Here is a 19,362-nt window from a genome sequence, read left to right as displayed (position 1 = left end):
GGCTCCGGGACCCCACATAAACAGGTGAAGCGAACTATCCAGCGAGCAGCGCGTTGATTTTCTCTTCGGCGTTGTCGAGGGCTTTCTGCACGGTGATGCGTCCGGCCTGAGCTTCAACCAGTTCGCCGGTCATCACGTCCTGGATCTCGGCACCGCTGTCGCCCAGCGCGGGCGCTGGAGCAATTTTGTCGGCGGCGTCGAACACGGCCTGGCGGTTGGTGGGCTTGCCCTTGTCAAGGTAGGTGCCGAGCTTCGCGTCATCCGAGATCGGCGGCAGCTCCCAACCGGTGTCGAGTCGGGTGTCGACCATTGCATCGGACGACGACATGAACTGCGCCCACAGCTGGGCGGCCTCGAGGTTCTCGCTCGCAGCCGAGACACCGATCGCGTTCGAGAACACGGCGGAGGCACTCTGCGTGTTGCCCGGCTCGACGACGATGTCCCAGTTGGCGGGGGTGTCGGCGAAGGAGTTGAACATCCATGTTCCGGTGTGCAGCATGCCGAGCTTGCCCGAGGTGAATAGATTGGTGTCGAAGTCGGCGGTGCCCTGTCCGTCTTCGATGGTCGGCATCACCGTCCCGCTCTTGTCGACGAGCCATTCGGCGGCCTCGATGCCGGCGTCGCTGTTGAAAGCTACTGACGACCCGTCATCGCTGAGGAAGGATGCGCCGTTCTGTTCGAGCACCTTGTAGAACTCGTTGTATGTGACGGGCTGGTGGTCGCCCCACACCCCAGCGGCTTGATCAGTAATGGCCTTGGCCGCCGCGGTCTCGTCCTCCCAGGTCCAGTCAGCGGTGGGGTACTCCACGCCGGCTGCATCGAAGAGGTCCGTGTTGTAGTACATCACCACGTCAGAGAACGAGGTCGGCAACGCAAACTGTGTGCCGTCGGTGTTATAGGTCTCGAGTAGCCCCGGCGAGTACAGCGCCGAGTCGAAGCCGTCGAGCTCGGCGAGCACGCCGCTGTCTTGGAGAATGCCGTACTTGCCCGATCCGTCGATATCGAAGACGTCGGACTGCGTGCCAGCCGCGAGGTCGGTCTGCAGCGCGGTGTCGTACCCGTCATAGGGCAGCGTCTTGACCTCGACCGTGATAGTCGGATTCTCTTCTTCGAACGCCGAGACGATTGCGGCGAGGTTCTTCTCGTTTCCGTTGTTGGAGATGAAGTTGGAATACGTAATGGTCACTGGGGCGTCAGCGGTGCCTTCGTTGCCGCCTCCGCCGGAGCATCCGGCGAGGGTCAGCGCAGCGACGCCGGCGAACCCCACGGCTGTGAATAGCTTCTTGCGGCTCATGTGATGCAATCTCCTTTGATTTCATGGTGTGTTCGCGGTGCAAGGGGGGGGTGGTGCCTGACAGCTTCGGGCTACTTGATCCCGGAGCTGGCAACGCCCTGAATTATGTACTTCTGGGCGAAGATGTAGAGCGCGAGCATCGGGATGATGCTCACGACCGAGCCGGCCATGATGATGTCCCAGTCGGCTACGTACTGGCCCTGAAGCCCGGCGAGTGCAATGGGAAGAGTCTGAAGTTCGGGCGATCTCAGCACGACCAACGGCCAGAGGAAGCTGTTCCAGCTACCCATGAACGAGAACACCACGAGCGTCACGAGCGCCGGCCGGATGTTCGGGATGATCACCTGGGCGAAGATCCGGAAGTGCCCGGCACCATCCAGCGTCGCCGCCTCATCCAGCTCCTTGGGCACTTGGTTGACGGCCTGCCGCAGCAGGAAGATACCGAACGCCGACGTGAACGTCGGCAGCAGCGCGCCGAGGTAGGTGTTCAGCAGCCCGAACGTCTTGAGCTCAACGAACAGCGGAACGATGAGCACCTGCAACGGGATCATCATCGTCGCCAGGTACACACCGAAGATGACGCCGCGTCCGCGGAACGGCAGCCGGCTGAACGCGTACGCCGCCGTCGAGCTGGTGAACAGTTGCACCACCGTCGTAATGATCGCCAGCACGAGGCTGTTGATCACCACACGTCCGAAGGGACGCTCCTCGAATAGTCGTTCGTACGCGCCGAGCGACGGGTTCTCGGGGATCAGCGCGGGCGCGTTGGTCAGCGTCGCTCCCGGTGTGATCGACGTGATGATCGTCCATAGGAACGGGAAGAACATCGCGGCGGCCCCGGCGATCACGATCACGTGCAGCAGCACGGACAGGGCAAGCTTGCGACGCGCGGCCGGTGATCGAGGCGCCATACGCTTGGGCGACCGAATAGTGGAACGCCGCAGTACTACCGTCGCGTCATGCATAATACACCCACTTCTTCTGGCCACGGATCTGCACAAGGGTGACGGCGAGCACCACCACGAAGAGCATCCACGAGAGGGCCGATGCCTCTCCAGCCCGCCCGTACCGGAACGTCAGGTCGTAAATCTGCTGCACCACGACCTGGCTTGCGCCGTTGGGTCCGCCGCCGGTCATCGCGTACACCTGGTCAAAGACCTGAAAGCCGTTGATGAGAGAGATGACGAGAACGAAGAAGCTCGACGGCGACAACAGCGGCAGGGTGACGGAGAAGAGTTTGCGCCACCAGCCCGCACCGTCGACCTTCGCGGCGTCGTAGACGTCAGTGGGGATGGCTTGGAGCCCGGCGAGGAGGATGACCATCACAAAACCGAGGTCTTTCCACGCCGAGGCGACAATGATCGACGGCATAGCCCAGGTCGGGTCGGTCCACCATCCAGGTCCGTCGATGCCGAAGAACGCGAGGGCCGTGTTGATGGCACCGGTGCTCGGGCTGAGCAGCCAACGCCAGACAAGGGCGACGACGATCCAGCTGGTGACCACCGGCAGGAAGTAGATGCCGCGGAGGAATGACCGGCCCTTGAGCGCGGTGTTCAGCGCGAGGGCCAGGGCGAGGCCCCCGATGAACACGATGGGCAGGTAGCCGACAATGTAGTAGATGGTGTGAAGGAAGATCTCACCGGTCGCCGTATCCGTCAGTAGCTTCGTGTAGTTGTCCAGGCCGACGAACTCCATCGGGGCGATGAGGTTCCACTCGTTGAGGCTCACCCACGCCGCGGCGACCATCGGCACGAGCACGAAGAGCAGCAGTGGAATAGCGCTCGGCAGCAGAAAAGCAAGCACAATCAGGCGATATCCGGTGGTCGTCTTTTTGCGACGGCCGCCCTGCGCTGGAGGCGACTCGGGCCGTGGCGGAGTGGACTCGGTCGGCACGATGGGTGTCGTGGCGAGCGTCATGCGACGATCTCACTGCAGCGTGCGCGGCTCACGAGGTCGCTCCGGTGGGAGGTGCCGCCTGTTCCACGAGGCGCTCGCGAACGAGTCGCCCCTGGTCGCCGGCGATGCCTTGGGAGTCGAATGGGGTGGCGAGCACGAGGGCGGCTGCGCCCTGTGCCCAACTCTCGTCTTGCCAGCTCTCGACGTGCACGCCGACGCTGCGCTTGCTCGGAACGAGCGACGTGCGGAAGGCGGGCTCGAAGCCGAACGACCAGTGATCCCAGGCGGCGACGCCCTCCCCCAGCAAGATGACAATCTCGGGGTCGAGCACGTTGACGATGCCGCCGAGCGCGCGGCCCAACAGGTGGCCGGCTTCGCTGAACAGCGCCTGTGCCTGAGCGTCTCCGCCATCCGCTGCCGCCCTCAGAGCAGACATGCCCACGTCGGCACCGATGATGCCGCGTTCCTGGGCGGTTCGCACCAAGCCGGCTTCGCCGATGAGCGCTTCGAGGCAGCCGTGGTTACCACACTGACAGAGCGGGCCATCGGCGACCACGGGGACGTGCCCGATCTCGCCGGCTCCGCCCGAGTGACCACGAAAGACGCGGCCGTCGGTGACGATGCCAGCGCCAACACCGGTTCCGATAGTGACGACGAGAAAGTCGCGGTGGTTGCGGCCTTGACCGAACAGGCGCTCGGCGATGCTGAGCGCGTTGACGTTGTTCTCGATGAGCACCGGCAGTTGCAGTGCACGGCGGAGGGCGTCGCCGAGCGGCACCTGGTTCCAGCCGAGCTGCGTGGAGTCGACGACGCCGGCACCCTGTTCGTCGACGGTACCCGGAACCCCGACGCCGACGCCGAGAAGCGGCGTATCGGTGCCGCCCTCGAGGAAGTGCTGCAGCAGCGCCGTCAGATTCGAGACGGCGAGAGCGGACGACGCGTCGAACGGCTCGCTCGCCGACCGCAGCACCAGTCCACCGATGCCAACCTCGACGAATGCAACGTGGTCGGCAACGATCTTCATCCCGACGGCTCGGCCAGTGTCGGCGGCAAGACCAAGCGTGCGGCCGGGGCGCCCGCCGTGAGAGGGCGAGCTGTCGAATTCGACAACGAGTCCGTCAGCGATGAGCACCTTGGTCAGCTGGGTCATCAGTGCCGGTGAAACGCCCAGCGCGCGCGACAGATCGGCACGCGACGTCGGGCCCTGCACCCCGATGTGGGCCAGGATTGCGGACCGGTTAATGTCCGTGGGTACTCGAGAGCGAATCGACATTGTTTCCTCTGTTATTTAGTAGTGAACTAAGTATATGAATTGTTGCGGCATGCGTCAACACTCGCTCCAGCGAAACTGCTGGACACAGCGCAACGACCTGCGCGCACTTGGCGAGGCGCAGGTCGTTGCCTGGTTTGATCGGCTAGAAGCTGCCGCTGGAGCCCCCACCCGAGCCGGAGGCCGGCAGCGACTTGGAGATATTCGCGCCTGGCTGCCAGGCATCAACGGTGTTCGAGAAGTTCGCCTCCTGCCGCTTGATGCACTTCCATTCGATGGTCGTGTTCGGCGGCAAGTTGGTCACGGTTCCGGTCCACGTCGGGTAACTCGTCGGTGAGAGCTTCACGGCACTCGCTGCCGACCAAGAGCCGAGCTGGGGTGCACTGCCGAGAGCGTATACCGACTGGTCGGATGTGGTTGTTCCGGCATCGCAGGTGAAGGTCACCGATACCGGCGCCTGGCCGAGGGTGAAGGCGAACGTCTTCGCCCCGCTCACCGCCACACTTATCGATTTGGCCACCACGAGATCACCGCCTGCGTTGTACCAACCGCTGTTGGCGGCATCGAACGTTGCCTTCGTTGGGTACTGCGTCAGAGCGGATCCGTCCAGGGATACAGTTGAGACCTGCGTGTTGGTCGTTATCAGTTCAACTACGTTCTTGCGGGACGACGGAGCACCCGAATATGTGCCCGACGACGCCCCGACCGTAACTGTCGCGACTCCGTTTGCCACCGACTGAGTGATTTCCGTCGTGCGCACCGCGCCGGTCTCGTATGCGGTTGTCGCTCCATCATCTTCATAGACGGTGAAGTTGCTCGATGCCGCGTTCGCGTACACCCTCGCGATGAGGTCAGTGTTAGGCGAGCCGGTCGTGCGCTTGCCCTCGATGTTCATCGTGTTGTCGTCGACGAGCGCTTTGGGCAGGATCGCTCCGGCCCTCACGTAGGTCGGCAGCGTGAACTTCCCGTTGACGTACAGCGGCACGTTGGTCAACGTCTGGCCGACACTCGTGATGCGTTGGTTGGTGTGGTAATTGATCCAGTCGCCGGCTGGAAGATAGACATCCCGTTGGCGCTGGTTCGATCCGGCCACCATTGATACAAGGATGTCGCGCCCGATCAGCTTCTCGTTGCCGTTCTCTCGCACGTTGTCGTCGTTCTGGTAGTAGTACACGAGCGGCGGAACGAGCGGCTCCCCGAACTGCGTCGCCCGGTGAGCGAGCGAGTAGTAATAGGGGGCGAGCTCATACCTCTGGCGTATGCTCTGCAGGTTACTGGCGGAGTCACCAATGCTGTCGGGCGATGTCTCGAAGCAATTGCAGAGGTTCTCCGTGTGGGGTCGAACCGGGGTATCAAACCACGAACTGTTTGCAAACCACTGCGTGTAGAGCTCGTTGAGGTCAGAGTCGAGCATCTCGCGGCGGAAACCACCTATGTCAGAGCCGAAGTAGTCGATTCCCGACATTGACATCGACATCTGCGCATTGCCCTGTCCAGCGAGTGCCGTCAGTTTCGTGCCGATGTCTCCCGACCACATCGCTGCGCCATACCGCTGGATGCCGGCTGCCCCGGCCCGCGCGAGGAGGAACGGGCGTGCCGTCTCTTCGTTGTCGTCGTAGGCAGTGGCGATGCTCTTCGCCCATTCGAGGCCGTAGATGTTGTGGTAATCAGCGTGAGCGTGCTTACCGGCGACGACCCCAACAGTCCAGTCATTCTCGTCGAACATCTCCGGCTCTCCAAGGTCGAGCCAATGGCCCGTAACCCCGGCGTCGATGAGGTGCTGCCGTTGGGTGTCGTTCCAGTACTCGCCGGCCGCGGGCTGGGTCCAGTCGATCATTCCCCCCTTGCCCCACCACGGGTTGCTGGTCAGGTAGACGGGATCGCAGGTAGAGCATCCTGCTCGCACGAGATATCCGTTGGCTGCCATGTCCGAGTGCTCAGTAAGACCGCGCGCAATATACGACTCCTCGATCGGTATTATTCCGACGCCCTCGTCGCTGGCGTAGTTCGCGAGCTTTTCGACAGGGTCAGGGAAGGCGCTGGTGTCCCAGTCCAGCGTTCCCATACGGCTGGTGTCGGAGTCGCCCGTCACTCCCCCGAACCAGTCGACGTCGAGCATAAAACCGTCGACGGGAAACTTGTTCGAGCGCAAGCCGGCGAGCACGCCATCCATTTCGGCCCAGTTATCGTATCCGAACTCGGAGACCCACAGTCCGAGCGCCTTTTTCGGCGGCAACGGCGGTTTACCGGTGAGCTCCATGTAGTCCTGGCGCAAGTCAGGCAGGTCGGCGCCGGTCATCACGTACCAGCGCACCTGGTCACCCCACGTGTTCATGGTCCACGGGTCGCCGGTGAGGTCCCATTGCTGTTTGTACGTCTGGTCGACGAACATACCGTAGTTGGAATTGTTGTCCCCAACGGCGAACATCACCGGAATCTGTGTGTTGCCGACAGGTCCGTTGGTGCTGTCGAAGTTCATCGCGTTGCCGTAGTTGTTGCCCGGCGTGCGCACGCGTCCGACAAGGTCCCCGTCGGCGGTGCCCGTCGTGTCGAACTGCTCGCCGAGCCCGTACGCGTTCTCCATCGATGACTTGGTGATGGAGAGCCCCTTCCATGCTTGGCTGAGGTTCACCGGACACACAGTGTTCAGCAGCAGGGACTGCCCCCGGTTTAGTTGACTCCTAACCTGTGGAGATTCGTCTTCGCTGGAAAGATGTCAACATGCCCAAGCCCTACCCACCCGAGTTCCGCCGTGACGTCGTTGCGGTCGCCCGGAAGAACGAAGCACCGCTGAAACAGATCGCGAAGGACTTCGGAATCTCCGAATCCTGCCTGGCGAACTGGCTGAAGAAAGCCGACGTCGAAGAAGGCGTCAAGCCGGGCGTGACCGAGAAGGAATCCGCCGAGCTGCGAGAAGCGAAGAAACGCATTCGACTGCTCGAGCAGGAAGCCGAGGTCATGCGCCGCGCTGTGGCCTACCTGTCCCGGGACGTCAACCCAAAATGATGTACCCGCTGGTCCTCGAACTGGCCGTCGACGGTGTTCCCGTCACGGTGACCTGCCGGGTGTTGCGCTTCTCTAAACAAGCGTTCTACCAATGGAAGCGCAACCCCGTCTCGCAGCGCGATTGGGACGACGCCCACCTCACCAACGCTGCCTGGGACGCCCACCACGATGACCCCGCGTTCGGCTACCGCTTCATCGCCGACGAACTCCACCAAGCCGGCCTCACCGCGGGCGAGAACCGGGTCTGGCGGATCTGCTCCCAGCAGCGGCTCTGGAGCGTGTTTGCGAAGAAACGTGGCCTCACGCGCAAGGCGGGCCCGCCCGTGCACGACGATCTCGTCGAGCGGAAATTCACCGCGACACGCCCGAACCAGCTTTGGCTGACCGACATCACCGAGCACCGCACGGACGAGGGCAAGCTCTACCTCTGCGCGATCAAGGACGTCTACTCGAACAAGATCGTCGGCTACTCCATCGACTCCAGAATGAAAGCCTCTCTGGCCGTCGCCGCTGCCCGCAATGCGATCGGCCAGCGCACCATCGCAGGCACGATCCTGCACTCCGATCGTGGCTCTCAATTCCGCTCGAACGCCTTCGTGCGGGTGCTGAAGAACAACGGCATCACCGGCTCGATGGGCCGCGTCGGCGCATGCGGTGACAACGCCGCGATGGAGTCATTCTTCGCGCTGCTACAGAAGAACGTCCTCGATCGGCAGCGATGGGCGACGAGGGATGAACTACGCCTCGCGATCGTTGTCTGGATCGAGCGGACCTACCACCGCAAGCGCCGGCAACGCCGCCTTGGCAAGTGGCGAGTAGCCCGAGTAGGTACCTCTAGTCCGTCGAAGTGGTATGTGCTGTCTCAGCTCTGTGTTTACGACCTGTCTCACGACGTTGTTGTCACCATGTCTCAGCACCTTGTTTACGGGATGTCTCACGACCCTGATTACAGGTTCGGCGTTCAAGGAAGCACGCCCTGATCGCGGTTTTGATAATTGGGGGTGCCTAGATCCCTTTCTCCCTCCGTCCGCCGCCAGATCATTGAATACGACCCGCTTGCCGCCGACGGGCCCAGCGTTACCGAGTTCTGCCAACGACTGAACATCAGCCGGCCGTCGTTTTACAACATCCGGCGACGATTCCTCCGCGAGGGCAACACGGCGCTGAATCCGCGCTCGTCAGCGCCACTGAACCCGGTACGGACCTTTGACCAGAAGACTACCGAGATCGTTCTGAGGATCCGCGCCCGGCTGAAGAAGGAAGGTTGGGACAACGGGCCCAAATCAATCTGGTTCACCGGGATCGATACCGGCGAATTCGTTTCTCCCATCCCGTCGGTGGCGACGATCGCCCGCATCCTCGCTTCATCCGGCGTCACGATCGCGAACCCGCGGAAACGTCCACGGGCGGCCTGGCTTCGGTTCTCCCGTGCCGCGGCGATGGAGATGTGGCAGCTGGACGCGTTCGAGTACCGTCTCGCCGACGCGCGGGACCCGAATGTGCTGGGCACCAAGGTCACCGTCTACCAGCTGCTGGATGACTCCACCCGCTTCGACGTCGGCACGATGTGCTTCGCCACTCCGGAGAACGGCACCGACGCCATCACCACGCTCCGTTCCGCCTTCACCGACCACGGGGTACCGAAAGAGCTGCTCAGCGACAACGGGACCGCGTTCAACCAGGCCCGACGCGGCAACATCTCCGCCACCGAACGGTTCCTCGCCGACCGGGGCTGTCTGGGCATCACCGGGCGCGGCAGCCACCCCCAGACCCAGGGGAAGAACGAACGCAGCCACCAAACGATCTTGCGGTTCCTCGATGCCAACGCCCCCGATACCCTGGAGCAGCTCACCGCCCTGATCATTGATTACCGCGCCTATTACAACTACCGCCGACGGCACCAGGCGCTGCCCGGATCGATGACACCCGGGCAGGCCTGGGGCGCCGCGGAACACCGCCCCGCCGATGGCACCCCGATCAGCCACGACGTGCTTCAGGCGCGAGCGGACTCGTACCGGGACAAATCCCTCGCCGATCAGTCGGGCGGAGCTGTCGATCTGAGGCAGACCACGATTCCCGCCGAGCCTGGCGCGCAGCGGGTGCCGCATGGCGGCCGGCTGCGCGATTCCTCGGACCACGTCGTCATCACGCGAGCCAACCCGCAGTTCTACTTCCACGGCCTCCGAATCAAGGTCCCGACGACGCTGGTTGGGACCTACCAGGTCGTGACCACCGAGACCGAATTCGCCATGTTCGACGCGCTCAGTGGAGTCGAGAGCATCTACTTTCCACTGCCCATGCGCACCGACGCCGCCCAAGAACCCTTCCCGCTCTGGCAAATCGCGGGAGCGAAAATCCGCGACCCGAAACCGGCCTGGCTTCACAAACATCAAACCTACGAGAAGGAGCATTTTCCGCCAGATCGTGACTACACGTCCATGCCGACTTCGTCGGCTAACCAGTTCCGCCGGCTGTAATCAACGTCGTGCGATTGGTTGTAAACAACGTGGCGACACCGGTTGTAAACAACGTCGTGAGAGCGGTTGTAAACAAGGAGGTGAGAACGTGTGTAAACAACGTGATGCGATTACACATCCGTCGAAGTGGTACTCGGTTTCTGGCTAGGTGGTACTGGCGGCGAGTTGTGGCCCGCCGCCAGCACGGCCGGGTGCGTTTACTCCCAGTGGTCTTTGTCGGCGCGGGCGTGATCGTCACGGAGCTTGCGCATGTCGACTCGGCCGAGGTTGATCGTTCTGGAATGGTTCGCGAGTCGGTTCACGATGGAGTCTGCTGCAACGCGGTCCGGGAGTGCTTCGACCCAGTAGCTGGGCCCGGATTGAGACGCGATTACGGTGGGCAGGCGGTGTTCTCGGTTCGCGAGGACGGCGAACAGATCGCTTGCGGCGTCGCTGTCGATGCCGACGGTGAGGAAGTCATCGATGATGAGCAGATCGACGTCGGAGAGCTCGTTGAGCAGTTTCTGGTGGGCGATGCCGTCGCTGCGGGTGATGATCAGACGCCGGGCGAGGTCGTCCATCCGCGTGTAGGTCACGGTGTGTTCGGTCAGGCAGGCGCTGATCCCGATCGCGCAGGCGAGGTAGGTTTTCCCGCCGCCGGTGGGCGAGATGATCAGCAGATTCGTAGGGTCGGTCCGCCAGGCGTGGGCGGCGTAGCGGCGCATTCGGACTCCGGTGATGCCGCGGCCGTCGCGGTAGTCGAGTTCAGCGATTGACGCGTGTGGGATCGGGAATCTGGCCTGTCGGATCAGTTTCTCGACCCGGCTGTGACGGCGCTGCTCGAGCGCGTCGTCGACCGCAGTCAGGAACAGTTGTTCCGGGGTGAGGGTGTCGTTGGTTTCGTCTTGGATGAGTTCTTCGAACCGGGTGGCGACGTGGGTCACGCGCAGGGCCCGGAACTTGTCGTAGTCGATGCCGGTGAACATCACTTGGCCTCCTCGTCGCGGGCGTAGTGGGAGGCGTCACGGACGTAAACGTCCGGGATGGTGTCGTGGAAAGTGACGGTGCTGACTCGTTTGCGCGTCGAAGCTGCCGGGGTGAGCGGGCGGGGCCGCTTGCTGTCGGTGTCGATCGCGGCCATCGTGCGTTTCAGTGTCGTATAGGTCGCGTGACCGCGCTGGTTGATCAGCTCCTGGCAGGTGGCCTCCAACCGGCCGCGGTTTCTTTTCCCGAGCCCGTCGAGGATGTTCTGGCAGTCCAAATATCCCTGCGCCTCGATGGAGTGCCGGTCGAGGATCTGCTCAATCACGCTCACTGTCGCCGGGCCGAAGGACCGCGCCCGGTCCACGAACCACCGCCTCGACCACAACCCGTCAACGTCGCGGTGTTGAGCGGGAACGTGCTCGGGCAGGGTGGAGTATTGGCCCTTCCGGCCTCGCAGGCGAGCATGTTCGCAGAGGATCGTTTGACCGTCGAAGACCGTCACCCGCGACGACGTCAGCCGAACCCGCAGCAGTTGGCCCGCATAGCCAAACGGGACGGAGTACTGCTGGGAGTCGCAGCTGAGATGGTAGTTGCGGCCGACCTTGAGCTCTTTCCACTCGACTTCCTCGAACCGGTCTGCTGGCAGCGGCGCGAGGTGGGCTGCTTCTTCGGCTTCGAAGAGTTCCCACCTGGTCGTGTCGTTGGCTCGGCGGATGTCGTGGTTAATCTCCCGCACCCGCAGGATGATCTCAGCGTTGAGCTCGCTGATGCTGGTGAAGACGTCCTCGGCGAGGTAGCCGATCACGCGTTTGTTCACAACATTCACTGCTGATTCCACCGCCGCTTTATCTCGGGGCTTGCGCACCCGGGCGGGAACAACGGCCGTCCCGTAGTGGTCGGCGAGCTGCTGGTAGCGGGCGTTGACGATCCGTTCTCCATCGCCGGCGGTGCGCCGGTGGGTGGAGGTGGTGGGATTGTCGGGCACGAGGATCTGGGTCACGCCGCCAAAGAACGAGAACGCACGAACGTGAGCGTCAAGCCACGCCTCGGACTTCATATTCGTCGTGGCATGACAAAACAGGGCGCCCGAGAACGGCAACACCGCGACGAACAAATACGCCCGCGTGATCTGGCCCGTGATCGCGTCGGCCAAGTCGATCGTGTCGCCGGCCCAGTCGATCAGCATCGCCCGGCCAGGCTCGTGCTGCAGGGTCGCGACCAAATCATTCACCCGTAAGTGTTCGCCGAAGAGGTGGCAGTACTGCGCGTACCCATACTTCTTGGCCCGCCCGCCGGCGCTGACATACTTCCGCCAGCCCTGCTGCAAAGTGAAGTGCCGGTTGGCTTTCATCGACCTCAGCACCGCAGCAAAATCCGGCGCTTCGTACTCATCAGACACCCGTTTGCGACCGTCCGGGAACAACGTCTGAACGTCGGTATCGGTCATCGACTCGACGGTCCCGGCCGTGATGCCTCTCGCTGTGATCGTCTTCTTCACCGTCGACACGTCGCGCCGGGAACACCCCACGGTCTGAACGATGTCGTTATAGCTGCGGCCATCGAGCACCAGCTCCATGATCTTCCGGTAGTTGGCCATACCCACTCCTTCTAGTTCGAAGCAGTGACACCCACGTGCCACCGCTGCGTCTAGAAAAGCGGAGACTTCACACCAGTACCAACAACCCAGAACAAGGGGTACCAAGTACGTGGACTAGAGGTACCAACACCGGCTACTCGCCAGCAAGCTCACCCCCATCGTGAGTATTTGCGGGTTTGGGGGCCAGTGAATATTGCCTTCGGGGGCCACCGGTATCGCCTTTGGGGGCCGTGCAGTCGCGCGGTCGGGGGCCAGTGGCGCCCGACCGCGCGAGTGTCTATGCCGTGACCTGGCCGGCGGTGTGTTCTCTCATGTTGTGGCCGCCGGTCTCGACCCAGATGGTGTTGTGCACGATGCGGTCCATGATCGCGTCGGCGTGAACCCCAGAACCGAGGCGCTGGTGCCAATCCTTCTGGGCGTACTGGGTGCAGAACACCGTTGATGCGTGGTCGTAGCGCCGCTCGAGGAGCTCCAGAAGCATGCTCCTGGTGCTCTCGTCGGGCTCGTCCAGGAGCCACTCGTCGATTACCAGCAGCGAGAACGCGGCGTACTTGTTCAGGAACTTCGTGGTCCCAGACGGCTTGTCTCGGGCAAGCTGCCAGGCCTCTTCGAGTTCTGGCATCCGGATGTAGTGTGCTCGCACCCGGTGCATGCATGCTGCCTTCGCCAGTGCGCAGCCCAGATACGATTTCCCTGACCCGGTGAAGCCCTGGAACACGACGTTCTGCTGCCGGTCGATGAACGAGCAGGTGCCCAGGCCGGCGATCATCGACCGGTCGAGGCCGCGTTCCTCGACGAGGTCCAGGCGGCGCAGGTCCGCGTTCGGATAGCGCAGGTTCGCTCGGCGGATCAGCCCCTCCACCTTGGTTTGGGTGAAGACGGAGTGGGCGTCATCGACGGCCAGTTTGATCTTTTCCTCGAACGCCAAACCCAGCGTCAGGACGTCGTCTTGGGCGTCGAACGCGTCCAACAGGGTGGTCACTCCCATTTCGCGGAGTTTGCGTTTGGTCTCGATGTCGATCCGGCTCATCGTGCACCGCTTCCTGCGTAGTAGTCGGCGCCGCGGACGTATCCGCCAGATTCGGGCTCGGTGGGCTCGAAACGCGGAATCCTGCGGGTGCCTGTCTTGTCTTGCCCGGTCTCCAGGATCGGCTGTAAGTGCGCATACCGGGGAGAGCGAACACGACCCTCCAATGCGATCTGACACGCTCTTTCCACTCGCGCGCTGGAGTAGCGGCGGCTGAGCCGCAGCACTGCCAGGGCAGCGTCGAACCCCTGTTCCTCCACCGGCACGGCCTCGAAGATCCTGTTCACCACGGTCACCATGTTCGGGCCGACCCGCTCCGCCCAGGCCCGGATCCTCACGGTGTCCCACTCCCGATATTTCTCGCCCTGGGGCTGGTCGGCATCGTTGGTGCGGTATTCGTTCACGACATGCTCGCCGAACAACAGGTGGCTGGTGAGCCGCTCATGATTCCGGTAAACCTCTAACACTTGGCTGGTGATGCGCAGATCGACGGCCTGGCCGATCTGGGCGTAGGGGGCGGAGTAGAAGTTCTTTTCCCAGACCACATGCCCGTTCTTCTGCACCCGGCGCCCCATGATCCACCGGCTGATCTCATACGGAGCTGATGGCAACGGCCGCAGCAACGCCTTCTCCTCGCTATCGAACACGCTCAGGCGCGAGCCGGCGCGTTTCTGAAACGGCTCCCGGTTGTAGGCATCGATGCGTTCGTGGATCGCGGTGCGCAGTTCGGGAAGCGTTCCGAAACGCCGATGACGCAGCCCGGCGATCACCCAGGTGGCGACGTGGGAGACCGTGTTTTCCACTGATGGTTTGTCTTTTGGTGACCGGGGGCGGCCCGGCAGCACTGCGGCCGAGTAGTGCGCCGCCATTTCGCGGTATGCGTCGTTCAACACGACCTCACCCTCGCGAGGGTGCTTGATCACGCCGGTCTTCAGGTTGTCGGGCACGATCCTAGGAACCGTTCCACCAAACCACTCGAATATTGCCACGTTGGCCAGCAGCCAGGTGTCTTGCCGCATATCCAGCGCCGGCTCGACGAACGAATACCGAGAGAACGGCAGGCACGCGACGAACAAATACACCCGAGACATCTCCCCGGTGACCGGGTCAGTGAGCTGCATCGTCGGCCCCGACCAGTCGACCTCGACCGTCCGCCCGGCCTTGTGGTCCACCCGAGACGCCGCCCCAGTGACCAACGCATGTGCCCCGTAAGACTTGCAGAACCGGTCGTAACCCATCGCCGGCTGCCCCGCCACTGTGCACCGGTCGACGTACTCGCCATGGAGCAGCTTCAGCGTCACCCCGACCTTGGCGAGCTCTTTGTGCACCCCGTCCCAATCAGGCTGCACGAATACACTCTCGTGCTCGCCCCGACCCGGGAACAGCAGCGCATACACCTCGGCCTCGCTACGACCGGCAAGACCGTCACTGCCAATGACAGCCTTCTCGGCGGCATCGAACACCGCCAGCACACTCTTGCGCGACATGCCCTGCGCGATCGCGATCGCGCGCCCCGTCATGCCTTCGGCTCTGAGCTGAAGCACGAGCTTCGCGTTGATCCTTCGTACCATTGTTGATTACTCCTTCTGCCGCGTGCCTATACACGCGGCGGAAGGAGCTAAGCAGATGGCCCCCAACAGCAATATTCGGTGGCCCCCGAGCACGCTACCGGCCACACCACCCGGTGGCCCCCAAAGTCGATAACGGTGGCCCCCAGGAGCGCTAATACTCAATCGAGTTTGAGACAATAAACGTGGCCCTCAAAGCCGCGTGAAACCACTAACCCATTGAGTCAACTGAACTCGGGGCAGTCCCGAGCTCGTCTGGGAGCTCTCCGCGCTGCACTTGCATTGGCTCTGCGCCTATGACCCGGACCAACACGGCTCGGCACCCTTCGGCTGGCACCGCGACTTCGCCGACGCCCGCCAACGACTCCACGACTGGGTCGGGACATCGGGCACACGACTCGAGCGCGACCGACCGACCCGTCAGACGTCCTGGCCCGGTGAACCTCCTGCCGACGTCGTAGGAGACATCGTAATCAGCGACCGAAACGAAGACTTCGTCTTGTTCGTCAGCAGCGATATCGCTAGACGACACGAGGCGGAGGCAGAGTTCCATGCTCACACTGACACCCATGGAATTCATCTCAGGCAACCAACAGACGGACTCGCGGTGAAGAAATCAGATGAATGACGAGTCGAGTTTCAAAGGAGGCAAGGAGAGCACCCCTTAAGCGTGGCTGAAGAGTTCCAGCGCGTCCTCAAAATCTTCTGCTAGCTGCGCCGAGCGCCGCGCGAGCGATAGTTTTCCTCTCGAGTTTCGATCTGTCCAGTAGCTGCCTGCAATACGCCTCGCTGGATTGCCGACTACCTCCAACACCCCAGAACCATGATGAATTGGGCTTCGATGCTGGAGGTCGAGAAGCGGCTGATTCGTGTACACGTAATGAAGGATCCAGGATGCGTCTTCGAGCACCAGTCTTGCGATAGCAGACTTTGACTTCGACTCATTGGAGATCAGCGTGACGCTAATCTGTGAACTGGTCTGGCGAATAACGACGTACACGGTCTTGGGATTAATGACCTGGCCGGTCGCTGGATCTACCCACATCGACTCGAGACAGGTCTCCCATGTTCCGCTCACATTCCTTGCGACAGAAGGGACCATTTGCGAGACCGGCAACTTCCAGAGCCACTTGTCCCAAGCAAATATTACGATGGTAGCTGCGAACACTGCGACCGAAAAAAACCTCAGAAAGCTCGTGTCTGCCGTACCGCTAGTTAGCAATGTGCCTGCGACAAAGACTATGGAAACCACTACCGCGGTTACTTGGATGAGAGTTCGACTGATCATTCAAACTCCATGTAGTCCCAGGCGGCGCTGGCAAATGCGTGAACTTCCGCCCGGGTCCATTTTTGGGATGAATGGAACAAGAACTTGGCTCCGTTTACTTCAAACCATCGATCTGCTTGATCAACAGGCTCTGCCTTCATCGTGTAGTTGAATATGTCAGCTAGGCAACCCTGCAAAACACTTCGCCACGTCGGCCGCAAGAAATAATCGTCGGGACACACATAGATGAGACACTCCATCAGATATGAGGGGATCTCCTCTGTGAGGCCCGCGTCCACCATTACGTTCTCGAGTCGTTTGAGGATTCTGACCGTCTTCTTGAAGGCATGGTTCGTCCTCACATTCTTCGCTCGACCGTTCTCAAGTTGAAGCTTGGAATAGTTGACGATCGATGAGCCATCGGTCTTGAATACTTTGGTTCCGGCTCGCGACGACCCGCCTGAAAAGTACATCTTGTAGCTGAAGGCGGGAACGACGTCGGCGTCGACCCTGGAAGTGGTCGAGTTGATTCGAAATGCAACCGAACCTGGCTCAATGATTCCAGGAAACTTTCCGTCGAGAGCAGCTCCAACCTCTTGACGTAGCTTCTCCGGAGTCCATATCCCTGTGTATGGAGATCCCGTGGGATGCCCGCCCTGCGACTTGTCGTATTCCTCCCAGTATTCAACCTCTTGACACTCAACAACGATGTCAACATCACTGTCGGATCTCACGTTTGTGTTATTGGCGTAAGAGCCTTTTGTGTAGACAGTGAAGCTAAAGCCATCAAATGCATCGTGTGCGTTGATAGCGCCACGAATCATGTTTTCGGTTGATTCCTGCTTCTCTTGCTCCGTTGCACTAGACGGACCCGTCCAGCTAGAAAGCTGTGATTCTGTGACCATGGCTCGTTATCCCCTCCCGAGTGATGTCTTGCTTTTCTGAAATAGAAAAACCTTCCACTTCAGGCCGCTGCGTTTTCGTCTGCTCCACCAGCCCGCGGCGTGCTCCCGCCGGTCATAAGGCCTTCGGGAACGACATCGCCGTGGTTGCGAGCAAGGTACTCGCGCGCATCTTCAAGGGACGTGTCGTGATGAAGGCTCTCCTGGAAATAGGACAAACGGCGCGTGGCCTCTTCAATAAGTTCTCCCCACGTCTTGACCCAAACGCGAACTTTGGCCTGAGGGGCATTGGGCAAGTCTGGTTCAAATACGATTCCGCGTGCCCTGTTGCGCTGTGTGCGTTCCTGCTGCACGTCGTCGTTGACAGTGGACGTGATGAGCCAAAAGTCCCAGATGGTATTGCTGTCAGCGAAGCGGGGATCGCCGGCCACGGCCTTCGCATAGGACTTTATTTGAGACAGTTCTTTTTCAGTCGCCTCCACTTTTGGGGCCTTCAGTTCCACAACCAAGTGGCGATTCCGATCGTGTTCAGATGCTGCAACTGAGAGAAGCAGGTCCAGCCGACCACTAGTTCCGTCGAGGCGGCGAACGGCAGTTTTGTCCGACCGTGTCTCCCCGAGCAGGTCAAGATGCCGGTCCAAGGCATTGGTCAATCCGCGTTCGCTAACCATCAAATTGAATTCCTCGCCGAAGAGCCAGAGTTCATTTTCCAGAATCTTGTGGAGGTTCTCGCGCTCTCCAACCACCTTTCTTGCCTCGGGATCAAAGACCATCAATTCGAGAGCGCGAAGAAACTCCAACCTGTTTGTCACACTCGTGGTCGCTCTTATGACGCGAGAAAGACTCGTTCGTTTCAGGAGTCGATCAAGTTGCTCACGCTCCTCCGCAGGCAGACCGAGAAACTGGTCAAGAAGCTCGCTCACGTCCGCGGGACGCTGCTGCAAGGATTCCTTGAGAAGGCCTAGGGTGAGTTTTTGCTGCTTCTTGCCCTTAGGGACGTACTGACGGATTGTGGTCGCAACTACATCAAACGCCGCGCGCTCGAGTTCCTGCTCGTCCGTCTGCGGCTCACCCTGGTAGGGGTAAGTCTTTTCGACCTTCCATTCCTCGATTAGTTGACGACGTCGCTGTGAACGACGTTCTATGAAGTGCTCCTTAAGAGTCCGATCCGTGACTTCAATGAGACCTCCGACTTCCGAGGAACCCCCTTCCATCCCAGCGATCAGCCATTCGCCTTGGTGTTCATGCATGGCTTCCCACATGGCGTAAGCGGAGTATCGAAAATCGGGGGCAGGCGCGGAGTCCAGCTCATCCACTGACATACCGGCCGCGTCACACAAATGAATTGAACGACGAGACGCATTGACCCATTCGATAATCCGCAGCCTCGCGACGTTCAACTTGCCTTCGAACTCCCAGACAATGTCCTTCGTCGTGTCCAGCTCGATATTTTCTGCCGGGTTGATAGTTCGGCCGTCATAGACCACCTCGATTTGAGGGCGAGCGATCAAGTACGGAGCAAGGTCGCTCACTATCTTCGCGCGGGCATCTTCGGACTCCAGTCGGTCTAGTCCGAACTTTCCAGAGGCCTCAAACTCAGTGCCGCGGTGCGCGGAACTGGGTTTCGGAGCTGAGATTTCGAAGTCATTGCGATTCGCTGAGCTGGCTCGAATAGTCACTTGCATTCGCTGCTTCGACGAATCATCAGCCACCGTTGTCCAACGGATCTCGGTTCCAAGGGCGAATGCTCGAAGCCGACCCTGACCGGACTTTCCATGAAGGGGTCTGCCCTGTTCTTGGCTCGTCCCCGCTGCCCGCTTCCAAGAGCCACCGATCCACCGGAAAGCTGATTCAGCGGCCTCCAAGGACATGCCGTGCCCGGTGTCACTGACGGTCACGCCCACGATGCCGTCTGATTCGTTTCGGTGCAACGACACGTCTACGCGTGAAGCGTCGGCGTCGAGTCCATTCCAAATGAGTTCGAGAACCGCGCGAACAACGTTGCCTTCGTGCGCAAGTCCTTGAACGTGATCTGCAGCTGCCTCAAGCTTGAATCTCCCCATGATCTAAGAATGGCACTTCGGTCTGACCATAA

Annotated in this window: 13 protein-coding genes and 2 pseudogenes; 3 read left to right on the top strand and 12 right to left on the bottom strand. The window is 61.2% G+C overall.

Annotated features, from left to right (window positions below; all coding sequences use genetic code 11):
* Positions 1-34 precede the first annotated feature (34 nt).
* The 5 genes from KY500_RS04335 to KY500_RS04315 all read right to left on the bottom strand — a co-directional run bounded on the left by KY500_RS04335 (position 35) and on the right by KY500_RS04315 (position 7,092).
* The gene (locus KY500_RS04335; protein ID WP_219902478.1) at positions 35-1,294 is read right to left on the bottom strand and encodes a sugar ABC transporter substrate-binding protein; all 1,260 of its coding nucleotides are present in this window, start codon (positions 1,292-1,294) and stop codon (positions 35-37) included.
* Between the two features lie 71 nt (positions 1,295-1,365).
* Positions 1,366-2,205 (bottom strand): carbohydrate ABC transporter permease, encoded by an 840-nt coding sequence (locus tag KY500_RS04330; RefSeq protein WP_219902477.1) that lies wholly within the window; start codon positions 2,203-2,205, stop codon positions 1,366-1,368.
* 46 nt (positions 2,206-2,251) lie between these two features.
* Positions 2,252-3,211, bottom strand: a complete 960-nt coding sequence (locus KY500_RS04325) for a carbohydrate ABC transporter permease (protein ID WP_219902476.1) — start codon at positions 3,209-3,211, stop codon at positions 2,252-2,254.
* Between the two features lie 28 nt (positions 3,212-3,239).
* Positions 3,240-4,340: an ROK family protein gene (locus tag KY500_RS04320; protein WP_219902475.1), complete on the bottom strand. Its 1,101-nt coding sequence runs from the start codon at positions 4,338-4,340 to the stop codon at positions 3,240-3,242.
* Positions 4,341-4,605: 265 nt separating this feature from the next.
* On the bottom strand, positions 4,606-7,092 hold the full coding sequence (locus KY500_RS04315) for a TIM-barrel domain-containing protein (protein ID WP_219902474.1): 2,487 nt from the start codon (positions 7,090-7,092) through the stop codon (positions 4,606-4,608).
* Between the two features lie 89 nt (positions 7,093-7,181).
* Between KY500_RS04315 and KY500_RS04310 the strand changes: the two are divergent.
* Positions 7,182-8,275: pseudogene (locus KY500_RS04310) on the top strand (IS3 family transposase); the annotation flags it as partial.
* Between the two features lie 192 nt (positions 8,276-8,467).
* The gene (locus KY500_RS04305) at positions 8,468-9,943 is read left to right on the top strand and encodes an integrase core domain-containing protein (RefSeq protein WP_255579442.1); all 1,476 of its coding nucleotides are present in this window, start codon (positions 8,468-8,470) and stop codon (positions 9,941-9,943) included.
* 197 nt (positions 9,944-10,140) lie between these two features.
* Here the strand turns inward: KY500_RS04305 and KY500_RS04300 are convergent, their stop codons facing one another.
* The 4 genes from KY500_RS04300 to istA (KY500_RS04285) all read right to left on the bottom strand — a co-directional run bounded on the left by KY500_RS04300 (position 10,141) and on the right by istA (KY500_RS04285) (position 15,101).
* Complete coding sequence (locus KY500_RS04300) at positions 10,141-10,908, bottom strand: ATP-binding protein (protein WP_219903281.1); 768 nt, start codon at positions 10,906-10,908, stop codon at positions 10,141-10,143.
* Entirely contained in the window at positions 10,908-12,503 is a 1,596-nt protein-coding gene (gene istA / locus KY500_RS04295) for an IS21 family transposase (protein ID WP_255579784.1), read from the bottom strand. Before istA (KY500_RS04295) ends, KY500_RS04300 begins: the two co-directional genes overlap by 1 nt.
* 277 nt (positions 12,504-12,780) lie before the next feature.
* Positions 12,781-13,533, bottom strand: coding sequence for an ATP-binding protein (locus KY500_RS04290; RefSeq protein ID WP_219901597.1), 753 nt, complete (start codon positions 13,531-13,533; stop codon positions 12,781-12,783).
* The gene (istA, locus tag KY500_RS04285) at positions 13,530-15,101 is read right to left on the bottom strand and encodes an IS21 family transposase (RefSeq protein WP_219901596.1); all 1,572 of its coding nucleotides are present in this window, start codon (positions 15,099-15,101) and stop codon (positions 13,530-13,532) included. The genes KY500_RS04290 and istA (KY500_RS04285) overlap by 4 nt, the downstream gene beginning before the upstream one ends.
* A 241-nt stretch (positions 15,102-15,342) precedes the next feature.
* On the opposite strand from istA (KY500_RS04285), the pseudogene KY500_RS19130 reads away from it, so the two are divergent.
* Positions 15,343-15,726: pseudogene (locus tag KY500_RS19130) on the top strand (hypothetical protein); the annotation flags it as partial.
* A gap of 36 nt (positions 15,727-15,762) precedes the next feature.
* Here the strand turns inward: KY500_RS19130 and KY500_RS04280 are convergent.
* Genes KY500_RS04280 through KY500_RS04270 form a run of 3 tightly spaced genes read right to left on the bottom strand, consistent with a single transcriptional unit; the run spans position 15,763 to position 19,330 of the window.
* Positions 15,763-16,386, bottom strand: coding sequence for a hypothetical protein (locus KY500_RS04280; protein WP_219902473.1), 624 nt, complete (start codon positions 16,384-16,386; stop codon positions 15,763-15,765).
* Positions 16,383-17,270 carry a nucleotidyltransferase gene (locus tag KY500_RS04275; RefSeq protein ID WP_219902472.1) on the bottom strand — a complete coding sequence of 296 codons (888 nt, stop codon included), beginning with the start codon at positions 17,268-17,270 and terminating at the stop codon, positions 16,383-16,385. The genes KY500_RS04280 and KY500_RS04275 overlap by 4 nt, the downstream gene beginning before the upstream one ends.
* A gap of 59 nt (positions 17,271-17,329) precedes the next feature.
* The gene (locus tag KY500_RS04270) at positions 17,330-19,330 is read right to left on the bottom strand and encodes an ATP-binding protein (protein ID WP_219902471.1); all 2,001 of its coding nucleotides are present in this window, start codon (positions 19,328-19,330) and stop codon (positions 17,330-17,332) included.
* Positions 19,331-19,362: the final 32 nt, after the last annotated feature.

Source organism: Cryobacterium sp. PAMC25264, assembly GCF_019443325.1.
GTDB lineage: Bacteria > Actinomycetota > Actinomycetes > Actinomycetales > Microbacteriaceae > Cryobacterium.
The sequence above is the reverse complement of the archived record's forward strand: the minus strand, read 5'-3'. Positions and strand labels throughout refer to the sequence as shown.

Bases quoted from the DNA above. Each gene is read 5' to 3' on its own strand.
- KY500_RS04280 (WP_219902473.1), bottom strand. From the start codon at position 16,386: ATGATCAGTCGAACTCTCATCCAAGTAACCGCGGTAGTGGTTTCCATA.
- istA (WP_255579784.1), bottom strand. From the start codon at position 12,503: ATGGCCAACTACCGGAAGATCATGGAGCTGGTGCTCGATGGCCGCAGC.
- KY500_RS04335 (WP_219902478.1), bottom strand. From the start codon at position 1,294: ATGAGCCGCAAGAAGCTATTCACAGCCGTGGGGTTCGCCGGCGTCGCT.
- istA (WP_219901596.1), bottom strand. From the start codon at position 15,101: ATGGTACGAAGGATCAACGCGAAGCTCGTGCTTCAGCTCAGAGCCGAA.
- KY500_RS04330 (WP_219902477.1), bottom strand. From the start codon at position 2,205: ATGGCGCCTCGATCACCGGCCGCGCGTCGCAAGCTTGCCCTGTCCGTG.
- KY500_RS04325 (WP_219902476.1), bottom strand. From the start codon at position 3,211: ATGACGCTCGCCACGACACCCATCGTGCCGACCGAGTCCACTCCGCCA.
- KY500_RS04300 (WP_219903281.1), bottom strand. From the start codon at position 10,908: ATGTTCACCGGCATCGACTACGACAAGTTCCGGGCCCTGCGCGTGACC.
- KY500_RS04275 (WP_219902472.1), bottom strand. From the start codon at position 17,270: ATGGTCACAGAATCACAGCTTTCTAGCTGGACGGGTCCGTCTAGTGCA.
- KY500_RS04270 (WP_219902471.1), bottom strand. From the start codon at position 19,330: ATGGGGAGATTCAAGCTTGAGGCAGCTGCAGATCACGTTCAAGGACTT.
- KY500_RS04320 (WP_219902475.1), bottom strand. From the start codon at position 4,340: ATGACCCAGCTGACCAAGGTGCTCATCGCTGACGGACTCGTTGTCGAA.
- KY500_RS04290 (WP_219901597.1), bottom strand. From the start codon at position 13,533: ATGAGCCGGATCGACATCGAGACCAAACGCAAACTCCGCGAAATGGGA.